Genomic DNA, 25,121 nt, shown 5'->3' with positions numbered 1-25,121 from the left:
GCAACCGAGACGACGGCGGCACGACTGGCTAGCGTGCGAATGCGGCTGCATGGGAGGGAAACCGTGACGACGACACCCCCACCACCGACCACCCAGGTGGAGGACGAGGACACCGACGCCTCACCGGTCGTACCGGGTCAGGCGTCCGATCCGAAGAAGCTCGCGATCGGGATCGGCCTGCTGGTCCTGACCGCCTTCATCGCGTTGACGGCCTTCGAGTGGATGCGCACGACCGAGGCCAACCGCGCCTTCGTGGTCGCCGTCGCACTGCTGGTGGGCGTCGTCGGCGTGTTCGCGATGTTCCTGCTGCTCGACCGGGTCACCGACGGCCTCCCGCTGCGTCTGCAGGAGACGGTGCGACCCTGGATGTACGTGGGCCCGGCGCTGGTGCTGCTCGGGATCTTCCTGCTCTATCCGGCCATCCGGACCATCATCCTCGGCTTCCAGGGCCCGAACGGCACCGATTTCGTCGGTGCCGGCAACTTCGCCAACATCTGGAGCGACGGTTCCCTGCGACGCTCGGTCGTCAACACGCTGATGTGGATGATCGTCGTCCCCGCGCTCGCCGTCAGCATCGGCCTGGTCTTCGCCGTGCTCGCCGACCGACTCCGCCGGGGCGAGTCGCTGGCGAAGTCGCTCATCTTCCTGCCGATGGCGATCTCGTTCGTGGGCGCCAGCGTCGTGTGGGGCTTCGTCTACGACTTCCAGGCCTTCGGCAACCAGACGGGCCTGCTGAACGGGCTGATGGTCGCCCTCGGTCGCGACCCGGTCGCGTGGACCTCGGTCTATCCCTGGAACAACTTCTTCCTGATGATCATCATGGTCTGGATGCAGACCGGCTTCGCCATGGTGATCCTCTCGGCGGCGATCAAGGGCGTTCCCGAGGACATCATCGAGGCCGCACGGATCGACGGGGCCAGCGAACTGCAGGTCTTCGCCCGCATCATCGTGCCCTCGATCATGTCGGCGATCGTGGTGGTCACGACCACGATGATCATCAACGTGCTCAAGATCTTCGACATCGTGTGGGTCATGACCGGTGGCCGTGACGGCACCGAGGTCATCGCCGAGCGCATGATCCGGTGGTCGTTCACCTTCCGCGACCAGGGACAGGGCGCGGCCATCGCCACGATGCTGTTCGTGCTCGTCATCCCGGTCATGGTCTGGAACGTCAAGCGCTTCCGCGCCGAGGAGGAGATCCGATGAGCACCGCCACCGCCCCGGACACGGAGACCGGCTCGACCGCCGCGCCGAGCCCCACCGGCACGAAGTCCTCCGACAGCGGCTGGTTCGTGCGCATCGCCGTGATCGCCATCGTCGCGATCTGGCTGGTACCGACCGTCGGCCTGTTCATCTCGTCGTTCCGCACCCGGGAGTACATCAACGCCGAGGGCTGGTGGACCGCCTTCGTCCGCCCCTTCGCCGAGAACCAGTGGACGATCGACAACTACGCCACCGTGCTCGGCCAGGCCCGCGGGTTCGGGGCTGCCTTCGTCAACAGCCTCGCGGTGACCATCCCGGCGACGATCATCCCGATCACCATCGCGCTGTTCGCCGCCTACGCCTTCTCCTGGATGCAGTTCAAGGGCCGCTACCTGCTGTTCGTGGGAGTCGTCGCCCTGATCGCGGTGCCGCTGCACGTGGCGCTGATCCCGGTCCTGCGCCTGTACCAGAGCGGGATGGAGGTGTTCGGCATCACGATCTTCCCGGCGCTGCAACTGCAGGGCAGTTTCCCGGCCATGTGGCTGGCCCACACGGGCTTCGGCCTCCCGCTGGCGATCTACCTGCTGCGCAACTACGTCGGTTCGCTGCCGTCCTCGATCATCGAGTCGGCACGGGTCGACGGCGCCTCGCACATGCAGATCTTCACCCGGCTGATCGTGCCGCTGTCCGTGCCGGCGATCGCCGCGTTCGCGACCCTGCAGTTCCTGTGGGTCTGGAACGACCTGCTCGTCGCCCTGGTGTTCCTCGGCGGCACCCCGGACGTGCGGGTGCTGCAGGTGGCGTTGGCCGACCTGCAGGGCGCCTTCGGACAGAACCGGCACATCCTGCCCGCGGCGGCGTTCGTGACCATGGCGCTGCCGATGGTCGTGTTCTTCTCCCTGCAGCGCTTCTTCGTCCGTGGCCTGACCGCAGGGGCCGTGAAGGGGTAGTCGGTGCCGCGTTCGCGCACGAGCAACGAGGGCACGCTGTTCGGCGGCGGGGAGATCCCTCCCCGCCGCCGTTGGCTCGCGATCGTGGCCGCCAGCATGGTGATGCAGTTCGCCTACTGGCCGGCCGTCACCGCCCTGGCCGCGTCCCACGAGGACCAGCCCATCCCGACCGAACTGTTGCTGTTCGGCCTCGCCCTGGTGCCGCTGACCTTCCTGGTACTGGCCTTCGGTTCGCGGCACCGACAGGCTCCCTCGGCGGTGCTGCGTGCCATGGGGCTGTTCGTGGCCGCCGGCGCTGCGGTGGTGCTGCTCAACCCGATCGTCGGGCTGGTCGCCGCCTTCGGCGCGGGCGGTGCGGCTGCCCTGCGCCGACCGGGCGGCTCGCGGCCGTGGTCGCGTGTCGTCGCGCTCGTCGCCGCCTGCCTGTACCTGCTGGTGCTGCTGCTGGCCGGCGCGGGTGACTTCGCCATCGTCAGCGCGGCGGCACTCCCCCTGGTCGCCGTGGGCCTGGCCGACGAGGTCGACGCGGGTCGGGCACCCGCCGACGACGAGGCCCCGTGAACGGTCGCGACCAGGGAGGCGCGTGGCGGCGCTACGTCGCCATCGGCGACAGCACCACCGAGGGCATGGACGATCCCTGGCCCGACCCACCCGGTACGCCCGGTGGGACGGGCGCCTACCGGGGTTGGGCCGACCGCTTCGCCGTGCATCTCGACGTCGCCCGCGGTGGTGGGCTCGAGTACGCCAACCTGGCGGTGCGCGGCCGCACCACCGCGGCGATCCGGGCCGAGCAGGTGGGGCCGGCGCTCGCCCTGCGGCCGCACCTGGTGACCGTCGTGTCGGGCATGAACGACCTGCTGCGCCCCGGCCTCGACCTGGCCGAGGTCGGTGACGACCTGCACGCGATGCAGGTGGCGTTCATCCGCACGGGGGCGACCGTGGTGAGCTTCACGCTGCCGGACCTCGGCACCGTGCTCCCCCTGGCCCGCCCGTTGCGGCGACGCCTGCTCGCCCTCAACGACCACATCCGGGACGCCAGCGACCGGTCCGGTGCCCTGCTGCTCGATCTGGCCGCCTGGCCGGTCGCCAACGACCCGCGGCTGTGGAGCGCGGACCGGTTGCACGCCAACGGTGCCGGCCACGAGCGCATCGCCGCCGCCCTCGCCCACCGCGTCGGACTCCCGGGGGCGACCGCTGCCTGGCAGCAGCCGCTCCCGCCACCGCCGTCGCGCCCACGAGGAGAGGTGCTGGCGGCCGAATGGAGCTGGACACGGCGCCACCTCGGCCCCTGGCTGCTGCGACGGCTGCGCAGGCGCTCGTCCGGGGACGGGATCACCGCCAAGCGCCCGCGACCGCTGCCGGTCACGCGAGACTGACCTCCTCGGTCTCGGCCGCACGTTCGGGGGCGCGTCGCTCGACCCGGCGCAGGGCACGGGTGAGGAACAGGCGGGTGACGTTGCCGAGCGCGATCACCACGGCGGCGACGCACAGGGCACGCAGCGCGGCGTCGACCGGCGTGATCGCCCCGGAGGCCATCATGGCCAGGATCGGGAGCAGGGTGACCATGCCGCCGATGGCGAAGGTCCGGCGCAGGGGTCCCGCACTCATCGGAACGGCACCATGTCACGGATGGCCAGCGCCACGTCCAACGGCTGGGCCCGCTCGGCGCTCGCCCGGGCGGGGCCGTAGCCGAGCACCAGGCCGAGCTCCAGTGCCGCACGGATCGCGTCGGGCAGGAACTCCTGGCTCGCCCACGACGCGGCGAGCGGGTCGGCGTGGAGCAGGTCGCGCCAACCCTTGCCCCCGACCACCAGGTGCAGCCATCGGCCGGTCCGGGCCCGTTCCATCCACTCGAGGCTGCGCGGTGAGCCCGTGACCGCGGCGGCCACGTCACCGAGTGCCAGCACCGGCTCGTTCAGGTTCGCGACCGGCATGCCGATCGTGCGGGCGAGCCCACGGGCCCGCGGTCCCACCAGCAGCGAGCGGCCGGACGGCAGTGGACGGCACAGCGGGCGCAGCGACTCCGCCAACGCGAAGGTCCAGGCGAGGTCGTCGGCCGGTTCGGCCACCGCGAGCGACTGCACGAAGTCGACCGGCAGACCGAGACGGATCAGTGAGGTGCGCGACCAGACACGCCCCTCGGTGGGCTCCATCGGCTCGTCGACGACGAGCAGGGTCGGCGCCGCCGTGGCGACGGTCTGGGCGCCCGGCGCCGCCTCACGCGGCACGACGACGGCACCGGCCGGTGCGTCGGCCCAGGCCGGCCGGTCGAACTCGTCGGCCCGGGGCCGGGCCACGGCCGCCGCGTCCGCGGTCGGCCAGGTGACGGGCGTCATCGACGGGTGACCGGCGGGTGTCGCCGCCAGCGCTGCGGCGGCGACCGTCGGAGCCGGAGCGGCGGCGACCGTCACGGCCGGAGCGGCGGCCGGAGCCGGAGCGGCGGCGACCGCCGCTTGCTGGGGCACGAGCTGCCGACGCAGGAAGGTGGCGAAGTCCACCTCCTCGGGGGCCTCGTCCGCATCGGCGAGCAGCCGGTCGATCGGGCTGGCCGACGGCGTCGGTTCCCACTCGGCGACCGCGGGCCCGGCGACCGGTGCAGCGGGGGCCACCGTCGCCGGGGCCACGGTCGGGGCCACGGCGGAGGCCGGCGGCACGGCTGGCGCCGGGCGCTCGCCCTCGGCGGCGTGGATCTGCACGACCTCCTTGGCGAAGAAGCCGGCGAACCCGCCACGCAGGACCCGCTTGGCGGCCAGGATCCGGGCGCCGGCGCCGTAGGTGGCGTGGACCTCGGCAAGGGCGGCCTGGGCCGTCGACGCCTCGGCGACGAAGGTGGCGCCGGGGACCGGTGTGGCCGGCCCGCGCCGGGCGCGAGTCGTTTCAGACGTCTGCGTGCGCGACACCAAGGGCTCCGATCACGTTCAGCTGCAGGTGGTTGGGCAGTTCGGGGTAGGCGAGGACGGCGACGTCGACGCCGGAGGCGGTCAGGGCGTCGCGCAACGGACGCCGCAGGAGCTGGCCGCAGATGATCGCGACGGGGGTGCCGGCGCTGCGTTGCACGAGGTCGGCGGCCTCCGCGATCAGCGGCGCGAGCCGCTCGGGTTCGACGACCAGCTGCAACGTCCCGTCGATGTCACGGACGCGCTCGTGCAGCTCGCCCTCGATCACCGGGGACAGGGTGATGGCACCCAGGTGGCCGTCGGGGGCGACGCGGGCGACGATGCCGGCACCGATGGCGACGCGGGCCGCACCGACGAGCTGGTCCATCGAGCGGGTCTCGCGCGCCCGGGTCGAGACGGCCTCCACGACGCGGCCGAGGTCGCGGATGCTGACCCGCTCGCGCAGCAGCTCACGCAGGACGTCGTGGAGCAGCGCCATCGGCAACGTCTCGGTGCCGACCTCGTCGGCCAGCAGTGGTTCGTCATAACGCAACGACTCGACCAGCTGCTGCACCTGTTGACGCGAGAGCAGCTCACCGGCGTGGCGGCGGGCGATCTCGGCCAGGTGGGTGACCACGACCGCCGAACGGTCGACGACGGTCGCCCCGGTGGCGGTGACCCGGCTGCGCGCCTCCATCGGGACCCAGTAGGCCTTGAGGCCGAACACCGGCTCCACGGTCTCCTCGCCGGGCACGCCGCCGAGTTCACCGTCCACGGCCGGCAGCGCCAGCACCCGGTCGCGCGGCGCGGTGCCGCGGGCCACCTCGACCCCGTGCAGCAGGATCCGGTAGCTGCCGGCGGGCAGCGTGACGTCGTCGGCCGTACGGACCAGCGGCATCACCAGTCCGAGCTCCTCGCCGATCTGACGGCGCAGCGCCCGGACCCGTTGGAGCAGGTCCCCGCCGACCTCCGGGTCGGTCAGGTCCAACACGTCGTAGGCGAGGTGGAGCTCGAGCGGCTCCACGCGCAGCTGGTCGATCAGCGCCCGCGGGTCGTCGGGGTCCAGGCGCACCACACCGTCGGCGTCGGCGCCGTCGGCGGCCGCCTGGGCGACGGCCGCGGCGTTGTCACCGGCCGCGCGGGAGGCCATCACGAGCAGCGAGACCACGATGACGAGGAAGGGCAGCTTGGGCAGGCCGGGCAGCAGGCCGAGCCCGCCCATCACGCCGGCGGCGATGCGCAGCACGCGCGGGTCGCGCATGAGCTGCCGGCCGACGATCGGCCCGAGGTCCTCCTCGCCGTCGACGCGCGACACGAGCAGACCGGTGGCGGCCGAGACCAGCAGTGCGGGGATCTGGCTGATGAGGCCGTCACCGACGGTCAACAGCGAGTAGGTCGAGGCCGCCTCCCCCGCCGACAGGCCGGCGACGGTGATGCCGATGACCAGACCGCCGATCAGGTTGATCGCCGTGATGATGATGCCGGCGATCGCGTCGCCCTTGACGAACTTCGACGCACCGTCCATCGCGCCGTAGAAGTCGGACTCCTGGGAGATGCGGGTGCGGCGTTCGCGGGCCTCGGCCTCGTTGATGAGCCCGGCGGCCAGATCGGCGTCGATCGCCATCTGCTTGCCCGGCATCGCGTCGAGGGCGAAGCGGGCGCCGACCTCGGCGACGCGGCCGGCACCATTGGTGATGACCACGAACTGGATGACCACCAGGATCAGGAAGACCACCAGGCCGACGATGATCGAGCCGCCGACGACGAACGAACCGAAGGTCGCGATCACCTTGCCGGCGTACCCCTCGAGCAGGATCAGCCGCGTGGAGGAGACGTTGAGCGCGAGACGCATCAGGGTGGTGAGCAGGATCAGCGACGGGAAGCTCGACAGCGCCAGCGTGTCACGCAGCGTCAGCACCGACAGCAGGATCAGCAGCGCGAACGCGAGGTTGAGGGCCAGCATGAGGTCGAGCAGCATCGGCGGGATCGGCACCACCATCATGATGACCGCGCCGATGAGCAGCAGCGGAACGGCGGTGCGCGCGAGGTTGCGGCCGCCCTTGGCGGTGGTGGGAAGCGTGCTCATGCGCCGACCTTCTGCAGCTTGCGGCTCGCCGGACCGCGGCCGGAGCGGCGGTAGGCGGTGGCCAGGACGACGGCGACGGCCTCGTACAGCGCGGCCGGGACGTGCTGGCCGACCTTGCAGCCCTGGAACAGGGCGCGGGCGAGGGGGATGTCGGGGGTGATCGGGACGCCGTGACGGCGGGCGATGGACTTGAGCTTGTCCGCCACCAGGTCGGCACCCTTGGCGACGACCCGCGGCGCGCCCTCGTCGGGGTCGTAGCGCAGCGCGACGCACAGGTGGGTCGGGTTGGTGACCAGCACGTCGGCGGTGGCCACGTCCTGCATCATGCGGTTTCGCGACAGGTCGCTGGCCCGGCGCCGGCGCTGGGCACGCACCAGCGGGTCACCCTCGCTGTCCTTGTGCTCGCGCTTGATCTCGTGGTGGCTCATCTTCATCTGGCTGTTGGTACGCCAGCGCTGGAAGGCGTAGTCGGCGCCGGCGATGAGCAGGGCGAGCAGTGCGGCGCGCAGAATGATCGAGCCGAGCGCGGAGCTGATCCGCTGCAGGCCGCCCCCGAGTGCGCGGTCGCTGAGCAGGTGCTCGGGCCACTTCGCCAGGGTCGGCCAGACGACCGCGCCCACCGCACCGAGCTTGAGCATCGAGCGCAGCAGCTCCCAGCTGGCAACGGCCGGCTTGAACTTCTCCAGGCCCTTCTTCAACGACAGGTTCTTCAACTTCGGCTTGGCGAGCTTCATGTTGACCTTGAAGCCGACCTGGCTGACGCTGGCGAGCACCCCGACGACGACGGCGATGGCGAGGAACGGGCCGGCCATCACGATCATCATCTGCAGGGCCCGCGGGCCCGCGTCGGTCAACGCGTCGGCGCTGCCGGCGGTGCGGAAGACCTCGGCGAAGTGGCCGGCACTCGTGTACAGGATCGACGATCCGACCGTGGCCAGGATGCCGATCAGTCCCGCGAACGAGGCCGCGACCGCGACCTCCTGCGAGCGTGCCACCGTGCCCTCGTCGCGCGCCTTCTTGCGACGCTGCGGCGTGGCCCTCTCGGTCTTGCCGTCCTTCGCCACGTGCTGGGTCCTCGGTCGAAGCTGCTGACCGGCCCGTCCGTGGCCTTCTCGCGCGCGGATCCATCCGCACGCAAGTCGTGTCGGCACGACGCCCCGCGCCTCAAGCAGTCAGGGGTCAGCCGACCGGGCCGGTCCCCCCCAGGCCGCGCAGCGCCGCCTCGAGCGACCGCACCACGGAGGACTCGACCAGCGCGATCGCGTCGGGGAACAGCACCCAGGCCGAGCCGACGACGGTGATGGCCGCGAGGATCTTCGCCGGCATGCCGAGCATGAAGACGTTGGCCTGGGGCGCGAAACGGGCCGCGAGGCCCATGGCGAGCTCCAGCATCAGCAGCACCCCGATCACCGGCAGGGCGAGCTCGACGGCGGAGCGCAGCAGGGCGGAGACCAGCTCGATCACCACGCCCGTCAGCCCGGGGCGGGGGGTCAGGACCGCGTCGAGCGGCAGGATCCGGGTACTGGCGACCAGCCCGCCGATCAACAGGGCGAGTCCGCCACCGACGATGAACAACGCCAGGCCCGTGAGGTGGAACAGACGGGCGAAGACGCCCCCCTGATCACCCTGCATCGGGTCGAAGACGGTCGCCAGCGACAGACCGGAGACGAGGTCGATGATGCCGCCGGCGGAGGTGAACAGGTGCAGCAGCACGCCGCTGACCCAGCCCATCGCCATCCCGATCGCGGCATTGACGGCCCCGGCGACGAACAGCTCCCCCGGCTCGACGACGCCGGAGACCGGCTGCGCCATCGCCAGGGCCACGGCGAAGGTGATCGACAGCCGCGCCGGCGCCGGCAGCGCCCGGCCGGTCACCGGCGAGGCGACGGCGAACGCGGCCACGCGGGTCACGGCCAGCACGAGCCCGACGGCCCAGGCGCTGTCGACGGGGATCACGACGTCCATCAGCGGAGCAGCTCCTGGCGGCGGGTCAACCGGCACCGACGAGGGACGGGATCGACGACCACAGCGACGAGGCGAAGTTCACGACCTCGCGCAGCATCCAGTTGCCGCTGACGAGCAGCACGGCGGCCATCCCCAGCACCTTGGGCACGAAGCTCAGGGTCTGCTCCTGGATCTGGGTGACGGTCTGGAACAGCGACACGCCGACGCCGACCACCAGCACCACGATGAGCAGCGGTCCGGCCAGCTTGGAGGCCACCAGCATGCCGTTGGCGAAGATCTCGAGGACCTGCACGTCACTCATGACGCATCCTTCTCGGGGACCGGGAGGGTCCTCCGTCGCCTGGGCGGCGGGGTCGGTGGAGCGGGGTCGGGGGTCAGATGCCCACGACCGAGGAGACGAGCGAACGGGCGATCAACGCCCAGCCGTCGACGAGCACGAACAGCAGCAGCTTGAGGGGCAACGAGACGAACACCGGCGGCAGCATGACCATGCCGAGCGACATCAGGACCGCGGCCACGACCAGGTCGACGATCAGGAACGGCACGAAGATCACGAAGCCGATGGTGAACGCCGTCCGCAGCTCGGAGATCACGAACGCCGGGATCAGCGTCGTCGGACCGACCTCGGAGGCGTTGGCCGGGGCGTCCTGGCCCGCCATCTCCGTGAACATGCGCAGGTCGGACTCGCGGGTCTGGGCCAGCATGAAGGTGCGGAAGGGCTCGTAGCCGGCCTCGGCGGCCTGCATGGCGTCGAGCTCACCGGCCAGCATCGGCTGGACGGCCACCTCGTTGACCTGCGAGAACGTGGGTCCCATGGCGAACAGCGTCAGGAAGATCGCGAGTCCGAGCAGGACCTGCGCGGGTGGCACCGTCTGCAGACCGAGGCCGTTGCGCACCAGGCTGAGCACGATGATGAACCGGGTGAAGGTCGTCATCAGCAGCAGCAGCACGGGTGCCATCGCGGCGACCGACAGCAGCAGGACGAGCGTGACCGTGCGCGACAGGCCGCCTTCGGCGTCGTCGAGGGTGACGGTCAGACTGCTCGCGTCCTCCACGCCGACGGCGTTCTGTGCGGTCAGCTCGTCCGGCAGGACGGGCACCAGCGGCGCGGCGGGGGCGCTCGGCTCGACCTGGGCAGTGGCGGGCCCGGCCAGCACCGTCAGCAGCAGCCCCACGAGCAGGATGAGCGGGACGAGACGGACGAGCGAGGCCGGACGGGCCGGACGCGGGTCAGCGGCGGAGCGGGACACGGATCGGCCTTCCCGCGCCGCCCTGCGGCGGCGAGACTCGGACCGTCATCGCACGGAGACGGTCGACGAGGCCGATCCCTGGCCCTGCATCGGTGGTGGACGAGCCGACCGGGCCGAGCAGCGCCTCCAGCGCGTCGGTCTCCGGCAGCGTCCGGTCCTGCGGAGCGACGTCCATGCGCTCCAGTGCGTCGAGGTCGAGGAACACCTCGGCGTCTTCGTCGGCAGCCGCGTCGGCGGGCGCCGGCAGTTCCGTGAGCAGTTCGATGCCCTTCTCGCCGGCCCCCACGAGCAGGCGGCGTCCGTCGATCTCGACGACGGCGACGACCGCGTTGCGGTGCAGGGCGGTCCGGCTGAGCACCCGTACGCCGTTGGGCTGCGCGGCCTTCATCCGTCGCAGCAGCAGCGGCAGGGCGGCCAGGACGGCGAGCAGCAGCAGGCCGAGGAGCGGGGAGTCGGTCACGCGCCCACCCGCCCGAGCAGTTCGGAGATGCGTACGCCGAGCTCGTCACCGACGACGACCACGTCGCCGCGGGCGACGGGCGTGCCGTTGGCGAGCACGTCGACGGGGGCACCGGCGAGGCGGTCGAGCTCCACGACGCTGCCCTCCTGCAGGCGCAGCAGCTCCCGCAGTGGCAGCCGGACCCGCCCGAGCTCGACCGTCACGGTGAGCTCCACGTCGGCGAGCAGGTGGAGATCACCGGGGGTACCGAGACCGGCGCCGGCGGTCAGGTCGGGCAGTTCGGCGCGGATGGCGGACTCGGGGGTCACGGGGCGAGCTCCTGGTCGAAGGTGGCGTAGGGGTCGGTGAGGGGGGCGACGGCCGGTGGCTCGACGATCTGGACCGCCAGTCGCCGGCGACGTCGCCCGAGGTGGGCACTGCCCAGCTCGCGGCCGTCGCACAGCAGGCGGGCGGGCAGCCCGACCGGGTGGTCGAGCGAGAGCACGTCACCGGGCCGCAGCGCCGCGAACACCGAGGCGGGCAACGGTGAGCCGCCGAGCTGGACCTGGAGCTCGAGCTGTGCGTCGAGCAGCGCACCGCGGGCGACCTGACCGCTCAGCGCGTGGTCCTCGTCGACGCTGCCGCCGGCGAGCTGGCCGAGGTGGGCGAGCACGGGGGCGACCGGGTAGCCGATGCTGATCAGCCCCTGGGCGGGCAGGTCACCGCGCACCTCGACCCGGTAGGTGAGCAGCAGCAACAGCTCGCCGGGCGCGGACAGGTGCATTGGCTGCGGGGTCGTCTCGATGCCCAGCAGTTCGGATGGCTCCCCATCGATCTCGGTGAGCGCCTCGTCGATGGCCCGCACGGCGGGCAGCAGCAGGCCGTCGGCGATCAGACCGGCCTCGAGCTCGGTCGGACGACGGGGCACCGCGGTGTCGGCCGGGTCACCCACACCGCCCAGCAGCCGCTCGACGAGCAGGAGCGCCAGCGGCAGGTCGAGGTCGATCAGCGCGGTCGCGCCGAGCGGACCCACCCGCACGCTGGCGAGCGCCGTCGGCGACGGCAACGTCTTGACGTAGTCGTCGACCGACAGCTGCTCGGTCGCGAGGTGCTCGATCTCCAGCGCGGCCTGGGTCGAGTTCGACCAGGTGCTCGTCAGCCGGCGGACGAACGCCTCGTGGGCACTCTCGAACACCACGACCGCGTCCCGGCTGATCCGGCTGGGTCGACGGAAGTCGACCGGCGTCACGGTCGTGGTGGACACGTCGGCCAGGGCTCGGCTCACGATTACCTCCACGAAGTCGAGGGAACCGTCGGCCGGGCCCAGGCCGGGTCAAGCGGTCAGCTGCGGTGGCAGCCGGGCGGCGCCCCCGGCGGGAAAGAACCCGCGAAGAGGCCGCCGGACCGCTTCACTGGACCAGCAGTTCGGTCAGCACGACCCGCCGCACCACGTCGTCGCCCCAGATGGCACGGGCATCGGCGGTCAGTGCCTGGCGCAGTTGGTCGGACCCCTCGGCGCTGCGCAGCTGATCGGCCTGCATGGCGGCGATCTCCTGGAGCAGGGCGTCCTGGAGCAGGGCCTGCTTCGGTTCGATCAGCGCGGGGTCGGTCCCCTCACTGAGCACGATCGCCAGCGACACGCGGGCGTGGCTCGGCGAGGAGACCCCCAGCGTGGTCGTCAGCGGCTCGAAGGTCACGATCTCGCCGTCGACGGGCTCCGCCGCCTCGGCGTCCTGCGGTGCCAGGAGCAGGAACCATGCAGCGGCTGCGGTGATCACCACGGCGAGCGCGCCGACCAGGACGAACAGCTTCTTCTTGGACTTGGGTGTGGTCTCGACGACCTCGGCCTGGCTCATGCCTGCGCCTCCTCTTCCATCAGTACGACGATGTCGACGCGCCGGTTCTTGGACCGGTTCGCCGGTGACGAGTTGGGCACGAGCGGGCGGAACTCCCCGTATCCCACCGCGCCGACCTTGGCCGGTGGCAGACCGTGCTCCTTCACCAGGAACTTCAGGACCGCGACGGCGCGGTCGGTGGACAGGTTCCAGTTGTCGTACCCGCCGCGACGCAGGGGCAGGTCGTCGGTGTAGCCCTCGATGAGGATCTGGTTGGGGAACTCCCCCAGGATCTGCGCGACCTTGCCCAGCACGTCGCGGCCCCGCGGGTTGATCGCGGTGCTGCCGAGGGCGAACAACACGTCGTCGGTCGCGATCGAGACCACCAGCCCCCGTTCCTCGCGACGCTGCTCGACCAGCGCGTCGAGGCCGGCCTCGGCGAGCGCCTCGGTCAGCTTCGCCGAGATCTCCTCCAGCTGCGCCTCACGCCGGGTCGCGTTGGCCTCCGCGGCGGCGTCGATCATGGCCTGGACGGCCTGCGTGCCGGGTTGCTCGGGGTCCATGCCGCTGCCGTCGGGCAGCAGGCCGCTGGACTCGGGCAGGATCCCCTCGGCGGAGTTGTTGCCGAACGGGACCGACAGGCCCTGCACGAACGCGGCGAACTTCATCGCGTCGACGGTCGACATCGAGTACAGCATCACGAAGAACGCCATCAGCAGCGTCACCATGTCGCCGTACGTACCGAGCCAGCGGTCGCTGCCGCCGCCGTCGCTCTTCTTGCGGCGCGTGTCCCGTGCCATCTCAGGCCGCCTCCCCCGGCTTGCCGAGCCGGTCGGCGACGCCGATGCGCTCGGACGGCGGCAGGTAGGACTCGAGACGTTCGATGACCCCGCGCGGGCTGGCGCCACGACGGATCGTGAGGATGCCGTCCAGGGCGACGTCCATGGCGGCGAGTTCGAGTTCGTTCATCCGACCCAGCCGCTCGGCCACGGGGTTGAACAGCAGGTTGGCGAACATCACGCCGTACAGCGTCGTCAGCAGCGCGAGCGCCATGCCCTTGCCCAGCTGCGACGGGTCGGAGAGGTTGCCGAGCATGTTGATCAGACCGATGACCGTGCCGACCATGCCGAAGGTCGGCGCATAGCCGGCCAGCGACTTGAAGAACGCGATGGCGATGCCATGCCGGTCGTCGGTCGCCGCGACCTCGATCTCGAGCGTGTCGCGCAGGACCTCCTCGTCGACGCCGTCGACCAGCAACTGGACGCCGGTGCGCACGAAGCGGTCCTCGATGGTCTCGAGTCGAGCCTCGAGCGCCAGCATGCCGTCACGGCGGGCCACCTCGGCGAGCTGCGCGAGCTGGGTGATGGTGGTTTGCACGTCGAGCGAGTCGCCCTTGATGGCCTTGACGGTCGACTTGGGCAGGCTGCCGATGTCCGCCTTGCGGAAGGCCATCAGACCGGCGCCGAGGGCGCCGAGCAGCACGAGCACGGCCGACGACGGGCCGATCAGCGGCGCGAACGAGTTCCCGTCGATGATCGTGGCGATGATGATGCCGAGCAGGGCGAGGACGAGCCCGCCGAGGAACAGGGGATCCACGGTCAGTTCTCCTCGTCGCGCACGATGGAGAGCACCGGCGTCGTGGTGCGCAGGTCGTCGGCGGCGACGAGCAGCGAGGCCCGGAAGGCCACGATGCGGTCCACCACGACCTGGGGGAGCTCCTCGATCAGGACGCGACGGTTGTCGACCAGGGTCAACACCGTGTCGGGCGTCGCTTCGATCGATTCGATGAGGTCCGCGTTGATGAACAGGGGTTCGCCGCGGAGTCGGTGCACCAGGATCACCGCCGCACCTCCTTGTGCCGGCATCCGAACGGGCAGATCCTTCTGCCCTCTGCTTGGTGATCGGCTGCCCGGCTTCCGACTGAAGCGTCGTCGTGCGCCACGCACGGCCGGGTCGGGCCGGACGGCGGTGAGCGGCTGCTGTACCGCGTCGCTGCAGTGGCGGGCCGACGGGCCGAACAAGGGACGAACGTGACACGGTGGAGGGACGCGCAGCGATGACCGGACGGCCCGCATGGTCATCGGACGGCGGGCTTCCGGCTCGCACTGGACGACGTCGTACCCGGCGACCCACGCCTGGCGCCACGGTCCTGGCCGAGAAGGTCGAGGACGCCGCGACCTGGTCCCGCGCGCTGGCGTGCGGCGCCGCGCTGCTGCAGGGCTACTTCGTCACCCGGCCCGAGACGGTGCGTCCGATGCGCACGCTGGCGTTGCCGGCCCCGCACCTCGCCCTGTTGCGACGCTGTCGCGACGAGACGCTCGACCTCCACGCGGTCCCGCACTCATCGGCGGTGACCTGCAGCTCGCCGACCGCTTCCTCCGCCTGCTGCGCTACGAGGCCGGGTGGCGACCGGTGACCTCCATCCTCGACGGCCTGCTGGTGCTCGGCGAACGCGCCGCCCGAACGCCCGCGCCCCTGCCGACGTGACGGCAGGGGCGCGAGCGGTGGAGGCGTCGTCAGCGCTTGAGGTTGACCAGCTCCTGCAGCAGTTCGTCGCTGGTGGAGATGGTGCGGGCGTTGGCCTGGAAGCCACGCTGGGCGAGGATCAGGTTGGTGAACTCGGCCGCGAGGTCGACGTTCGACATCTCGAGGGTGCCCGACTGCAGGCCACCGAGGCCCTGGGCGGCGTCACCCGGTGCACCCAGGACGACCGCGCCGGCCGCGTCGCCGGCGTCGAACAGGCCGTTGCCGACCCGGGTGAGGCCGCCGGGGTTGGGGAACCGGGCCAGCTGGATCTGTCCGAGCACCTGGTTCTGGCCGTTGACCCGCCCGTTGATGGTCCCGTCCGAGCCGACCGAGACGTCGGTGGCGTTCTGGACGTTGATCGGGCCGTTGACGCCGACCACCCGCAGACCGTCGGGCGTGACCATGTTGCCGGCGCTGTCGACGCCGAAGGCGCCCGCCCGGGTGTAGAAGTTGGTCCCGGCGTTGTCCTGCACGACGAAGAACCCGTCGCCCTGGATCGCCACGTCGGTGGCACGGCCGGTGACCTGCGAGGCGCCCTGGCTGAAGACCAGGTCGGTCGCGGCGACGGCGGACCCGAGGCCGAGCTGCATCGGGTTGGTGCCGCCCTGGTTGCCGCCGCCGGCGGTGCCGCCGCGGACGACCTGGGTCAGGGTCTCCTGGAAGGTGGTCCGCACGGCCTTGTAGCCGGCGGTGTTGACGTTGGCGACGTTGTTGCCCGTCACGTCCATCATCGTCTGGTGCGAGCGCAGCCCGGAGACCGCGGAGAACATGGAACGCAGCATGGAGGTTTCCTTCGCCCGATCAGGCGTCGATGGCGACGGCGGTGCCGCCGGGTGCGGGGGTGCGACGGATCTCGGTGACCTGGTCGAAGGGGACTTCCTGTCCCCCGATCTCCAGGACCGGACCCAGCGTGGTGTAACGAACGGCGTCGACGACGCCCCGCACCGTGGTGCCATCCGTGGCGAGTGCGTGCACGTTCGTGCCGACCATCCCGGCGGCGGCCACGGCGTTCTGCAGGCCGAGGTCACGCCGCTGGAGGCTGGCGAGCTGCTGGACGGCGTCGAGCTGCGCGAGCTGCGCCGTCTGCATCATCATGGCGGAGGGATCGGAGGGGTTGAGCGGGTTCTGGTAGCGCAGCTGCGCCACCATCAACTGCAGGAACCCGTCGCTGCCCAGGCCGCCGAGCGCGGTCAGGGCCGCGTCACCGGTTGGCAGGCCGGCGCTCCCACCGATCCCGCTGATCATCGTCATGTGGTGGTCTCCTACAGGTGGACGCCCGGGCGCCGCCCGGCCGTGTTCGCGTCGGTCGTCCGCGGGGCAGCGCGGCCCGCAGACACCGGGGACCCGTCGGGGTGGTCCCGGTCGTCGGACCGCGACTGCCCGCCACGACCGTCGCCGGCGAGGTCGAAGCCGCGCTCCCGGAGTGCGTCGGCCGCCGCGCGCACGAGTTCACGGCTCGCGTCACGTTGGTCGCCCAGTACGTGCAGGCGCACGGCACCGTCCTCGATCGCCACACGCAGGCGGAAGTCGCCGAACTCCAGCGTGACCTCCCGCGGCGGCGGCGTCAGCTCGAGCCGCTCGAGCACGTCGAGCACGCGCTGGACCCCGGACGCGGACGCGACCGGCGCCGGCGGACGCTCGCCGCTGGCCCCGGTCATCGCCTCGGCCCCGGCCGGCGCGGCGTCGAGCACCACGGCGGAGGCCGCGGTACCGCTCGGGGCCGTTGATCCGGTCGCCTGTCGCACCGCCGGCGGGAAGCCTTCGCTCGCGGAGATTTCGGCACCGGCACGCGGGGACGGGGCGGGGTCACCGTCGGCGTCGAGCGCCTCGACCACCTCGGCGTTCGTGGTCGGCGACGGGGCCGGCTGGGACCGGACGGGACCCGGCGCGGATGCTCCGGCGTCCGCGTCCGGCGCTGCCGCCGACGCGCTCGACGGTTCGAGGTCCGGCGCCGGGAGGTCTCCGGCGACGGCGGCACCGTCTCCGACGGACGCGACCGTGTCCGCGTCGCCTGCCCCGTCCGCGTCGGCCGGCGCCCCGGCGCCAGGGGCGACGACGGGGTCGGCCGCGTCGGTGACCTGCGGCGCCGGCTGGGCCAGCAGTGCCGCCAGCGCCTGCGCGAGCGGCCAGGCCGGGGCGAGGAGTTCGGACGCGACCTCGCCCACGTCCGGTTCGGGCCGGTCGTCGACGGAGTCGCCCGCGACGACGGGCACGTCGGCGAGCAGGCTCGCCGAGGTCGTGGCCGGCTCCGGGGCCGCCGTGGCGTCGGTCTGCGGATAGGCGACCAGGCCGGCGAGCACGGCCAGGAAGTCGCCCTCGGCCGCAGCGTCGTCGTTGCCGGTCATGCCCGTCGTGGCGGGCGAGGCCGTCGTGGCGGGCGAGGCCGTCGTGGCGGGCGAGGCCGTCGTGGGGAATCGGATCAACGCCACTGCTCCCAGGTGTTCGTCACGCGTTCGACGTAGCGTTGGGTCTCTTGGATGCGGGGAATGCCGCCGGCCTGGGCGACCCGGTTCGGGCCGGCGTTGTAGGCCGCCAGTGCGAGTTCCGGGCGGCCGAAACGGTCGAGCTGCTGCTTGAGGTAACGGGCGCCGCCACGCAGGTTGTCCAGGGGATCGTGTGGGTCGACCCGCAGTCCGGCCGCGGTGCCCGGCATGAGCTGCGCGAGCCCGATGGCGCCGGCACGCGAGCGCGCGTCCGGATCGAAGTTGGACTCGTGGCGCACCAGGGCGGCGAGCAGTGCCGGGTCGAGACCGACCTCGTTCGCCGCCTGCTCGATGGCGCCGGCCCACGGCCGGCCGGCGGCGGGGAGCCGGTTCACCCAGGTACCGGAGACGCCGCTCGCGGCCGATGTGCCCGCGGCCGCCGGCGCCCCGGGGACGGTCCGGGCGCCGGAGGCGCCGGACGCGTCCGGTGCGGTGGCGACGGGCGTGCCACCGGGCGTGGAAGTCGACGCGCCCGCGGGTGGGCCGACGAGCGGCGTGGCGCTCGAGGCGGCCAGTTCGGCCGGGAACGACGGCGTCCGCGCCGCGGTGTTCGACGCGCCGCCCGCGCCCGACGGGCGCGACGCGGTCGCGGCCAACACGGGGGTGGACGGCTGGAAGGACTGGATGCGGCCCTGGATCGCGGCGATGCGCGCCTGCGCGTCGACCATGCCGCTGGCACCGAGCGTCATCATGGTCGGCGCCGCCAGCTCTCGAGCGCGACCGCGTCCAGCTGCGACTCGGCCGCACGGCTGGCCCGGGCGGCGGCTTCGCTGCCGCGCCGCTCCGCCAGGCGCTGGGCGCTGCGCCGCGCGATCGCGGCCTGCACGCGCCGTTCGTCGGCGGCCTCGGCCTGCGAGCGCGCGGCCAGCTCGCCGTCACGGGCCCGCTCGACGGCCTCGGTCAGCGCCAGGCTGCCCAGCCGGTGCTGGTGCAGGTCGCCGACCGAGCCGAACGCCGTCGGGGCGCTGCGCTGCTCGAGCGCGCTGACGGCCGACGACCGGCGTTGTCCGGCCAGACGCACCTGCAGGTCCGCGGCCGCCTGTTCGGCGAGTCGACGGCGTTCGATGCCCTCGCGCACCTGCAGCACGACGTTCATCCGGTCTCGCTTCACGCCGTTGCCTCCTCGGTGGCCCGCAGTCGTGCCGCGAGCTCGGCGATCCGCATCCATGCGTCGTCGGAGGTCACCACGTCCTGTGATGACTGGGTCAGGAAGGCGACGAGGTCGTCCATCAGGGACAGGGCCGCGTCGGCCACGCGGTCGCTGCCGGGCACGTAGGCGCCGACCTCGACCAGGTCACGTACCCGGTCGGCCGCGGCCAGGGACCGCCTTAGCGTTTGGGCGTCGGCCTGCTGCTGTGGGGTCGTGACGGTGGTCGCGAGTCGGCTGAGGCTCGCCAGCGGGTCGATGGCGGGGAACCGCCCCGCCGTGGTCAACGACCGGTCGAGCACGAGGTGGCCGTCGAGGATCGACCGGGCGGCGTCGGCGACCGGCTCGTCGTGGTCGCCGCCCTCGACCAGCACGGTGTAGAAGGCGGTGATGGTCCCGACCTCGCGCGGGCCGGAACGCTCGAGCAGCCGGGGCAGCAACGCGAACACCGACGGCGGATACCCCTTGGAGGTCGGTGGCTCGCCGGCGGCGAGGCCGACCTCACGCTGGGCGGTGGCCAGTCGGGTCAACGAGTCCACGGTCAGCAACACGTCATGGCCGTCGTCGGCGAAGGCCTCGGCCACCCGGGTGGCCAGGAACGCCGCCCGCAGGCGCAGCAGCGCCGGCTCGTCGGAGGTGGCGACCACCACCACGCTGCGTGCCAGGCCCTCCGGACCGAGCACGTCCTCGACGAACTCGCGGACCTCACGGCCACGTTCGCCGACCAGCGCGATGACCGACCGGGATGCGGTCGTGCCGCGGACCATCATCGCCAGCAGCGTCGACTTGCCCACCCCGGAACCGGCGAACAGGCCCATGCGCTGGCCACGTCCCACGGTGCACAGCGTGTCGATCAGCTTCACGCCCGTGTCGAGAGGATCCTCGACCCGTTGGCGTGCGAGCGCGTTTGGCGCCGCCGCGTCGACACCGTCGTGCGGGGCGTCGATCGGACCCTTGCCGTCGATCGGTCGTCCGAGCGCGTCGACGATCCGCCCGAGCAGGGCGTCACCGATCGGCGAGGTCAACGGTCCGGGCCGCGGTCGCACCACGTCGCCGCGGGCGATGCCGGCGGTGGTCCCCAGCAGCAGGGCGCGGGCGGCGTGGTCGTCGACCGCGACCACCTCACCGACCCGGGTCTCGCCGCGCACCTCGACGTCGACGGCGTCACCGACCGCGAGGCGCAGACCGCGCAGCTCGACCTCCGTGCCGACCACCCGCGACACCGAGCCGCGGCTGACCGCGCGCAGCAGGGTGCCGGTCACGGCGCTCCCCCGGGCACGTCGGTGATCCAGCCCTCGGCCCGCAACCGGGTCGCGGCTTCGAGCAGGGCGGCCCGGGTCAGCTCGGCCCCGCCCCAGGCGCCGCGCAGGACGACGTCGCCCGGCGCGACCGACGGGTCGGCGGCGAGCCGCAGTCGGGCGTCGCGCGGCGTGTCGACGAGGGCGGCGTGGTCCTGCGGGTGCAGCAGCACCTCGAGCGGGTCGTCGTCGAGCACGCTGGCGGCCTGGCGGGCCCGCTCGAGCAGCGCCAGTGCGGACGCCGGCGGCGTCGCCCCGAGCACGTCGGTCGCGAGCGCGGTGGCCAACGTCAGGTCCGCCTCCCGGGTCGCCGCCCGCTGGGCGAGCAGCTCACCGAACAGCGTGTCCAGGCGGGCCCCGATCTCGCCGGCGGACGCCGACGACGCCCGCCGGCCGGCCGCCTCGCCCTCGGCGTACGCCCGGGCGCTGGCCAGCGAGACGGCCTGCTCCACGACCGCCGCGGTGGCGGGGTCGAGCACGGGAACCGGCGCGACGAGCCGGTGCGCGTCCTCGCGGACCTCCACGCGCAGCAGCTCAGCCAACGAACTCCTCCTGGCCGCGCGACATCGTGATGACGCCTTCCTTCTCGAGCTCGTACACCAGCCGCACGACGTTGGTCTGCGCGGCCTCCACGTCCTTGAGGCGCACCTGCCCCATGAGGTCCATCTCCTCGGCGACCGACGTGCGGGCGCGCTCGGAGAGGTTGCGCAGCAGGGCCTCCTGCAACTCCGTGGACACGCCCTTGAGGGCCGTCGCGAGCTGGGCCGGCTCCACCTGGCGCAGCAGTTCCTGCAACGCGCGGTCCTGGAGGGTGATGAGGTCCTCGAAGACGAACATCAGGGCACGGACGCGTTCGGCCAGCGCCGGGTCGGTCGTCTCGAGCTCGGACATGATCGCGCGCTCGGTGGCACGGTCGCTCTGGTTGAGCAGGTCGGCGAGCTCCTTGACCCCGTCGCGTCGACCGCTGCGGCGACGCACCTCCCCCAGCCGCGAGCGGAACGACTCCTCGATGCGGCGCACGACGTCGGCGTCGGCGCGCTCCAGGGTCGCCAGCCGGCTGGCCACCGACACCTGGACCTGCGGGTCGAACCCGCCCAGCAGGGTGGCACCGAGCCGCGCGGGCAGGTGGGCGAGCACGACCGCGATCGTCTGCGGGCTCTCCTCTCGCAGGTGCTGCAGGATCTCCGCCGGTTCGTGCATCCGCAGGAAGTGGAACGGTGCCGACTGCGACGAGGCGAGCAGCCGGTCGACGATCTCGTCGGCCTCCTCGCCGTAGCGCGAGCGCAGCATCTCCCGGGCGTGGTGTTCGCCACCGCTGAGCAACGCGGCGTGCGCCTCCGCCTCGGCGCGGAACTCGGTCAGGATCGACTCGAGCTGGAGCGGCGGGACGTCGCCGAGCTGGGCCACCTCGAGGGCGACCTGCTCGACCTCCTCCTCGCTGAGGTGCTCGAGGACCTTCGACGACAGCTGCGGGCCGACGGCGACCAGGACGGCGGCGGCCTTCTGGGCGCGACCGAGCACGAGTGCGGTGCCGTTCACGAGGGCACCTCCGATCCCTGGCGGTTGGGGGTGGGGACGAGGACCGGGGTCATACCGAGGTCCTCCGGTCGGCGAGCCAACCGCGGAGCAGGGAGGCGATCTCCTCGGGCTGCCGCTCGACCATCGCCGCGACCTCGTCCTGGATGCTGGGACCGGTCGGCAGCGGTTCGGGCTCGTCGACGACGTCGAGCGGCACGGCGGTGCGGACCTGGGCGGGGACGACCTTCTCCTCGACGACGCCCTTGTCCTTCTTGCGGCGCGTCATGAGGAACAGCATGACCGCGATCAGCACGATCAGGGCGAGCGCGAGGTAGGTCTCGAGACCTCCCAGCAGTCCCGGTTCGGCTTCCTCGGCGGGTGCGGCGTCCTCGGCCGGGGTGGTGACGCGGGTGATGGCGATCGCGTCCTCGCGCAGGGCGAGGTCGATGCCGGCCGCGGCGCCCACCAGCTCGCGCAGCTGCGCGTCGGTGACCTCCGAGCCGTTCTCGACCACCAGGGCGACCGAGAGCTGCTCGACGGTCCCGGGTGCCTGCACGGTGCGGGTGGTGGTCCGCCCGACACCGAACTCGGTGCTGGCGTCCTCGCGGGTGTAGTTGCTCGGACCGTTGCCGGTCGGCAGCGGTCCGCCGTCGACCCCGGCGATGCCACCGGCGGCCAGGCCCTCGCCCTCGAACTCCTCGAGGCTGCTGGAGCTGCGCAGCGGCGTCCCCTCGGCGTCGAAGGTCTCGGTCTGGATCTCCGACTCGTCGAAGTTCAGCCCGGCGCGGACCGCGACCGAGGCCGGGAAGCCCGTGGCACGCTGGACCAGCGCCTGCAGGTCGGCGTTCATGGCCGACTCGAACTCGCGGGTCAGGCGCTGCTGCCGGTCGCTGACGCCGCCGATGACGCCCTCGCCGGGGGTGTGCAACACGTTGCCGGCCGTGTCCGCGACGGTGACCCTGTCGGGGGTCAGCCCCTCGACCGCGGACGACACCAGCAGCGTGATCGCCTCGACCTGGTTGCTGTTGACGGGCCGGGCGGCGCGGATCAGCACGCTCGCCGACGCCGGCTCACGCTGGTCGGTGAACAGGGTCTCCTCGGGCAGCACCAGGCGCACGGTGGCACTGTCGATGCCGTCCATCGCCCCCAGCGTCCGGGACAGCTCGCCTTCGACGGCGCGCTGCAGGTCGACCCGCTGGCGGAAGTCGGAGATGCCCAGCGCCTGGTTGTCCAGCAGCTCGTACCCCGGAACGCTGGGGGTACCGCTGACCCCCACCGAGGCGAGGTCGGCCCGGACCCGGTGCAGCTGCTGCTGGGGCACCAGCACCCGCGAACCGTCGAGCTGGTAGGGCACGCCCTGGCTCTCGAGCTCGGTCACGACCTCGGACAGCTCCTTGTCCTCGAGCCCGGCGTACAGCAGGGCGTAGCTGGGCGTGGTGATCCAACGTACGAACGGCACGGCGGCCATCACCAGCACCACGACGGCGACGACGATGCCGACCCGCTGGGCGGGGGGCAGCGAGCGCACCAGGCCGTTCAGGCGGTCCTTGAGCTCCACGAGCGATCAGTCCTGTGGGTGGGGGCGTCGGTGGGTGACCAGGTCAGACCTGGATCCGCATGACTTCCTGGTAGGCCTCCAGCGCGCGGTCGCGCACCTGGACGAGCATGTCGACGGCGAGACCGGCCTGGCTGGTGGCGGCCATCACCTCGTGGATGCGGGTCGAGCCGCCGCTGGCGACGTCCTCGACGAGGGCGTCGGCGGTGTGCTCGAGCGCCGAGACCTGCTGCAGGCCACGGCCGAGCGCCTCCCCGAAGCCGGGGGCGGGCGTGCCGGCCTCGAGCCCCGAGATCGGGGTGGGCAGGGCGGGAGCGACGGGCAGTGCCGACGCGATGGCGGGAATGGCCATTACTGGGAGCCTCCAAGGCGAAGCGCGGCCTGGTAGGCCTCCTTCGCGGATTCGACGGTGCGGAGATTGGCCTGGTAGGCCCGCTGGGCGATCATCATGTCGACCATCTGCGAGCCGAGGTCGACGACCGGTTGGGTGACCGTCCCCTGCTCGTCGGCCAGCGGGTGGTCGGGGTCGTAGGTGCGGGCGGGGTCGCCGCCGTCGCGGACCTGCTGGGCGACGTGGACGCCGGAACCGGTGGACGCGAACGGTCCCCCACCCAGCGGACGCGCGACCAGCTGCAGCGCCCGGAAGGGCTCCTCGCCACCGGGCGCCACCGTGTTGGCGTTGGCGATGTTGTGGGCGATGGTGTCGAGCCAGTGGTGGGCGAAACCGACCCCGGTCCGACCGATGTTCATCGACGAGAAGCTCATCGGCGGCCGCCCATCGCCACGCGGAGCTGACCGACCTTGTAGTTGAACGAGGTGATCATGGCGTCGCGGTGCAGGCCGTCCTTCATGGAGCCGATCAGCTCGGTCTCCATGTCGACGCTGTTGCCCCGCGCGTCGACGATGGAGGGCGTGGCGACCACGTCGGGTGCCGCGGCGCCGGCGGGGTCACGTCGCCGCAACGCGTCGCGCAGCGAGGTCTCGAAGTTGTTGGTGCTGGCCCGGAAGTTCGGGGTCTCGCTGTTGGCGATGTTGTTGGCACGAAGCGTGCCCCGCATCGCGAGGCCGTCGAGCGCGCGCAGCGCCGCCGACGTCGTCACATCCCACATGGATCCTGCCCTTTCAGGACAACACGAAAGGAGGAGGCAGAGCGCCTCCTCCATGAGCCGTTCGGGTATCCGTACCGAGTTGTCTCGATGACCGTCGGCCACCGGGCCGGACGCTGAAGCGGTGCGGGCCGCGGGTCGGACCGCGTGTCCGCGCCCAGCGGTGTCAGCTGGCGTAGGCCGTGCCGGCACGCCGCCGCTGGGCGACGTCCCCGAGCTCGGCACGCACCGAGCCGAGCTGCCCGTGGACGCGTCGCTGCAACCCGGTGATGCGGACCGCGAGGCGTTCGGCCCGGGGGCGCAGGGCCTCGGGAAGCGGGCCCAACCCGGCGGGCGGCGCCCAGGTCGGCATCGGCGCGAGCTCGCCCGCGTCGAGCGCCGCCTGCAGGGTGACCACCCCGCGCTCGAGCTGGTCGAGCACGTCGGGCCAGCCGTCGGCGAGCCGAGGTGCGGGCTGCGGGGCCGCGGACGTCACCCGGTCACCGCGGCGACCGGCGCGGTGTTCACGCACGCCTGCTCCCAGGCGTCGCGCAGACCGACCAGCACCTGCGCCACGTCGTCGAGGCCGTCGGCCGACTTGGTGACGTTGGCCGTCACCAGCCGGTCGATGCAGAAGTCGTACAGGGCAGCGAGGTTGGCCGCGACCTTGCCGCCACGCTCGTGGTCGAGGGTGACGGCCAGTTCGGTCACGATCGCCTGCGCACGACCGAGGCAGTCGTTGACGTCCTCGAGGTCGACCGGCGTCGCGGCCAGGCCGCGACCCGCACGGGCGATCTCGGCCAGGGCGCCGTTGTAGAGCATGAGGACCAGCTGGGCCGGTGAGGCGGTCTGCGCCGCCTGCTGCCGGTAGAACTGCTGGGGCTGTGCGTACATGGGACCGTCCT

At 72.3% G+C, this 25,121-nt stretch carries 32 protein-coding genes; 4 read left to right on the top strand and 28 right to left on the bottom strand.

Annotation, left to right across the window (positions count from 1 at the left end; translation table 11 throughout):
* The first annotated feature begins 63 nt into the window (after positions 1 to 63).
* From ELR47_RS06000 to ELR47_RS05985, 4 genes are read left to right on the top strand one after another with little or no spacing between them, the layout of a single operon-like run.
* Positions 64 to 1,206, top strand: a complete 1,143-nt coding sequence (locus tag ELR47_RS06000) for a carbohydrate ABC transporter permease (RefSeq protein ID WP_205745472.1) — start codon at positions 64 to 66, stop codon at positions 1,204 to 1,206.
* Positions 1,203 to 2,153: a carbohydrate ABC transporter permease gene (locus ELR47_RS05995; protein ID WP_130649069.1), complete on the top strand. Its 951-nt coding sequence runs from the start codon at positions 1,203 to 1,205 to the stop codon at positions 2,151 to 2,153. Before ELR47_RS06000 ends, ELR47_RS05995 begins: the two co-directional genes overlap by 4 nt.
* Positions 2,154 to 2,156: 3 nt before the next feature.
* Entirely contained in the window at positions 2,157 to 2,714 is a 558-nt protein-coding gene (locus ELR47_RS05990) for a hypothetical protein (RefSeq protein WP_130649068.1), read from the top strand.
* Positions 2,711 to 3,529, top strand: a complete 819-nt coding sequence (locus tag ELR47_RS05985; RefSeq protein ID WP_130649067.1) for an SGNH/GDSL hydrolase family protein — start codon at positions 2,711 to 2,713, stop codon at positions 3,527 to 3,529. Before ELR47_RS05990 ends, ELR47_RS05985 begins: the two co-directional genes overlap by 4 nt.
* On the opposite strand, the gene ELR47_RS05980 is transcribed toward ELR47_RS05985, so the two are convergent.
* From ELR47_RS05980 to fliS, 28 genes are all read right to left on the bottom strand, one after another.
* Positions 3,516 to 3,761 (bottom strand): hypothetical protein, encoded by a 246-nt coding sequence (locus ELR47_RS05980; protein WP_130649066.1) that lies wholly within the window; start codon positions 3,759 to 3,761, stop codon positions 3,516 to 3,518. The two genes, ELR47_RS05985 and ELR47_RS05980, sit on opposite strands and share 14 nt — an antisense overlap.
* A complete protein-coding gene (locus ELR47_RS05975; protein WP_130649065.1) occupies positions 3,758 to 5,053 on the bottom strand; it encodes a hypothetical protein in 1,296 nt (431 codons plus the stop codon). Before ELR47_RS05975 ends, ELR47_RS05980 begins: the two co-directional genes overlap by 4 nt.
* Positions 5,031 to 7,115: a flagellar biosynthesis protein FlhA gene (locus ELR47_RS05970; protein ID WP_130649064.1), complete on the bottom strand. Its 2,085-nt coding sequence runs from the start codon at positions 7,113 to 7,115 to the stop codon at positions 5,031 to 5,033. The genes ELR47_RS05975 and ELR47_RS05970 overlap by 23 nt, the downstream gene beginning before the upstream one ends.
* Entirely contained in the window at positions 7,112 to 8,179 is a 1,068-nt protein-coding gene (locus ELR47_RS05965) for an EscU/YscU/HrcU family type III secretion system export apparatus switch protein (RefSeq protein ID WP_165403872.1), read from the bottom strand. Before ELR47_RS05965 ends, ELR47_RS05970 begins: the two co-directional genes overlap by 4 nt.
* 115 nt (positions 8,180 to 8,294) lie before the next feature.
* The gene (locus ELR47_RS05960) at positions 8,295 to 9,080 is read right to left on the bottom strand and encodes a flagellar biosynthetic protein FliR (protein ID WP_130649062.1); all 786 of its coding nucleotides are present in this window, start codon (positions 9,078 to 9,080) and stop codon (positions 8,295 to 8,297) included.
* A 25-nt stretch (positions 9,081 to 9,105) separates the two neighbouring features.
* Positions 9,106 to 9,381: a flagellar biosynthetic protein FliQ gene (locus tag ELR47_RS05955; RefSeq protein WP_130649061.1), complete on the bottom strand. Its 276-nt coding sequence runs from the start codon at positions 9,379 to 9,381 to the stop codon at positions 9,106 to 9,108.
* A gap of 73 nt (positions 9,382 to 9,454) precedes the next feature.
* On the bottom strand, positions 9,455 to 10,330 hold the full coding sequence (fliP, locus tag ELR47_RS05950) for a flagellar type III secretion system pore protein FliP (protein WP_130649060.1): 876 nt from the start codon (positions 10,328 to 10,330) through the stop codon (positions 9,455 to 9,457).
* Positions 10,311 to 10,790 carry a flagellar biosynthetic protein FliO gene (locus ELR47_RS05945; protein ID WP_130649059.1) on the bottom strand — a complete coding sequence of 160 codons (480 nt, stop codon included), beginning with the start codon at positions 10,788 to 10,790 and terminating at the stop codon, positions 10,311 to 10,313. Before ELR47_RS05945 ends, fliP begins: the two co-directional genes overlap by 20 nt.
* A complete protein-coding gene (gene fliN, locus ELR47_RS05940; RefSeq protein WP_165403871.1) occupies positions 10,787 to 11,098 on the bottom strand; it encodes a flagellar motor switch protein FliN in 312 nt (103 codons plus the stop codon). Before fliN ends, ELR47_RS05945 begins: the two co-directional genes overlap by 4 nt.
* Positions 11,095 to 12,054: a flagellar motor switch protein FliM gene (locus ELR47_RS05935; RefSeq protein ID WP_130649057.1), complete on the bottom strand. Its 960-nt coding sequence runs from the start codon at positions 12,052 to 12,054 to the stop codon at positions 11,095 to 11,097. Before ELR47_RS05935 ends, fliN begins: the two co-directional genes overlap by 4 nt.
* A gap of 124 nt (positions 12,055 to 12,178) precedes the next feature.
* Positions 12,179 to 12,625, bottom strand: a complete 447-nt coding sequence (locus tag ELR47_RS05930; RefSeq protein ID WP_130649056.1) for a flagellar basal body-associated FliL family protein — start codon at positions 12,623 to 12,625, stop codon at positions 12,179 to 12,181.
* Positions 12,622 to 13,404, bottom strand: coding sequence for an OmpA/MotB family protein (locus ELR47_RS05925; protein WP_130649055.1), 783 nt, complete (start codon positions 13,402 to 13,404; stop codon positions 12,622 to 12,624). The genes ELR47_RS05930 and ELR47_RS05925 overlap by 4 nt, the downstream gene beginning before the upstream one ends.
* A 1-nt stretch (position 13,405) precedes the next feature.
* A complete protein-coding gene (locus tag ELR47_RS05920; protein ID WP_130649054.1) occupies positions 13,406 to 14,200 on the bottom strand; it encodes a motility protein A in 795 nt (264 codons plus the stop codon).
* Between the two features lie 2 nt (positions 14,201 to 14,202).
* A complete protein-coding gene (locus ELR47_RS05915; protein ID WP_130649053.1) occupies positions 14,203 to 14,445 on the bottom strand; it encodes a flagellar FlbD family protein in 243 nt (80 codons plus the stop codon).
* Between the two features lie 675 nt (positions 14,446 to 15,120).
* Positions 15,121 to 15,912, bottom strand: a complete 792-nt coding sequence (gene flgF / locus ELR47_RS05910; RefSeq protein ID WP_130649052.1) for a flagellar basal-body rod protein FlgF — start codon at positions 15,910 to 15,912, stop codon at positions 15,121 to 15,123.
* Between the two features lie 19 nt (positions 15,913 to 15,931).
* Complete coding sequence (locus ELR47_RS05905) at positions 15,932 to 16,381, bottom strand: flagellar hook assembly protein FlgD (protein ID WP_130649051.1); 450 nt, start codon at positions 16,379 to 16,381, stop codon at positions 15,932 to 15,934.
* Positions 16,382 to 16,392: 11 nt separating this feature from the next.
* Positions 16,393 to 17,475, bottom strand: coding sequence for a hypothetical protein (locus ELR47_RS05900; protein WP_130649050.1), 1,083 nt, complete (start codon positions 17,473 to 17,475; stop codon positions 16,393 to 16,395).
* 74 nt (positions 17,476 to 17,549) lie between these two features.
* Complete coding sequence (locus ELR47_RS05895; protein WP_205745471.1) at positions 17,550 to 18,305, bottom strand: lytic transglycosylase domain-containing protein; 756 nt, start codon at positions 18,303 to 18,305, stop codon at positions 17,550 to 17,552.
* Complete coding sequence (locus ELR47_RS05890; protein WP_130649049.1) at positions 18,302 to 18,724, bottom strand: hypothetical protein; 423 nt, start codon at positions 18,722 to 18,724, stop codon at positions 18,302 to 18,304. The genes ELR47_RS05895 and ELR47_RS05890 overlap by 4 nt, the downstream gene beginning before the upstream one ends.
* Complete coding sequence (locus ELR47_RS05885) at positions 18,721 to 20,022, bottom strand: FliI/YscN family ATPase (RefSeq protein WP_205745470.1); 1,302 nt, start codon at positions 20,020 to 20,022, stop codon at positions 18,721 to 18,723. Before ELR47_RS05885 ends, ELR47_RS05890 begins: the two co-directional genes overlap by 4 nt.
* Positions 20,019 to 20,600, bottom strand: a complete 582-nt coding sequence (locus ELR47_RS05880) for a FliH/SctL family protein (protein WP_130649047.1) — start codon at positions 20,598 to 20,600, stop codon at positions 20,019 to 20,021. The genes ELR47_RS05885 and ELR47_RS05880 overlap by 4 nt, the downstream gene beginning before the upstream one ends.
* Positions 20,593 to 21,597 (bottom strand): flagellar motor switch protein FliG, encoded by a 1,005-nt coding sequence (gene fliG, locus ELR47_RS05875; protein WP_165403870.1) that lies wholly within the window; start codon positions 21,595 to 21,597, stop codon positions 20,593 to 20,595. Before fliG ends, ELR47_RS05880 begins: the two co-directional genes overlap by 8 nt.
* 49 nt (positions 21,598 to 21,646) lie before the next feature.
* Complete coding sequence (fliF, locus tag ELR47_RS05870) at positions 21,647 to 23,134, bottom strand: flagellar basal-body MS-ring/collar protein FliF (RefSeq protein WP_130649045.1); 1,488 nt, start codon at positions 23,132 to 23,134, stop codon at positions 21,647 to 21,649.
* A gap of 43 nt (positions 23,135 to 23,177) precedes the next feature.
* On the bottom strand, positions 23,178 to 23,483 hold the full coding sequence (fliE, locus tag ELR47_RS05865; RefSeq protein WP_130649044.1) for a flagellar hook-basal body complex protein FliE: 306 nt from the start codon (positions 23,481 to 23,483) through the stop codon (positions 23,178 to 23,180).
* On the bottom strand, positions 23,483 to 23,896 hold the full coding sequence (locus ELR47_RS05860; protein ID WP_130649043.1) for a flagellar basal body rod protein FlgC: 414 nt from the start codon (positions 23,894 to 23,896) through the stop codon (positions 23,483 to 23,485). The genes fliE and ELR47_RS05860 overlap by 1 nt, the downstream gene beginning before the upstream one ends.
* Complete coding sequence (locus ELR47_RS05855; RefSeq protein WP_130649042.1) at positions 23,893 to 24,240, bottom strand: flagellar basal body rod protein FlgB; 348 nt, start codon at positions 24,238 to 24,240, stop codon at positions 23,893 to 23,895. The genes ELR47_RS05860 and ELR47_RS05855 overlap by 4 nt, the downstream gene beginning before the upstream one ends.
* A gap of 163 nt (positions 24,241 to 24,403) precedes the next feature.
* A complete protein-coding gene (locus ELR47_RS05850; RefSeq protein ID WP_130649041.1) occupies positions 24,404 to 24,712 on the bottom strand; it encodes a hypothetical protein in 309 nt (102 codons plus the stop codon).
* On the bottom strand, positions 24,709 to 25,110 hold the full coding sequence (gene fliS, locus ELR47_RS05845; RefSeq protein ID WP_130649040.1) for a flagellar export chaperone FliS: 402 nt from the start codon (positions 25,108 to 25,110) through the stop codon (positions 24,709 to 24,711). Before fliS ends, ELR47_RS05850 begins: the two co-directional genes overlap by 4 nt.
* Between the last annotated feature and the right edge of the window lie 11 nt (positions 25,111 to 25,121).

This window comes from Egicoccus halophilus (assembly GCF_004300825.1).
In the GTDB taxonomy this organism is placed as follows: Bacteria; Actinomycetota; Nitriliruptoria; order Nitriliruptorales; family Nitriliruptoraceae; genus Egicoccus; species Egicoccus halophilus.
This window is presented reverse-complemented; position numbering and strand designations above follow the sequence as displayed.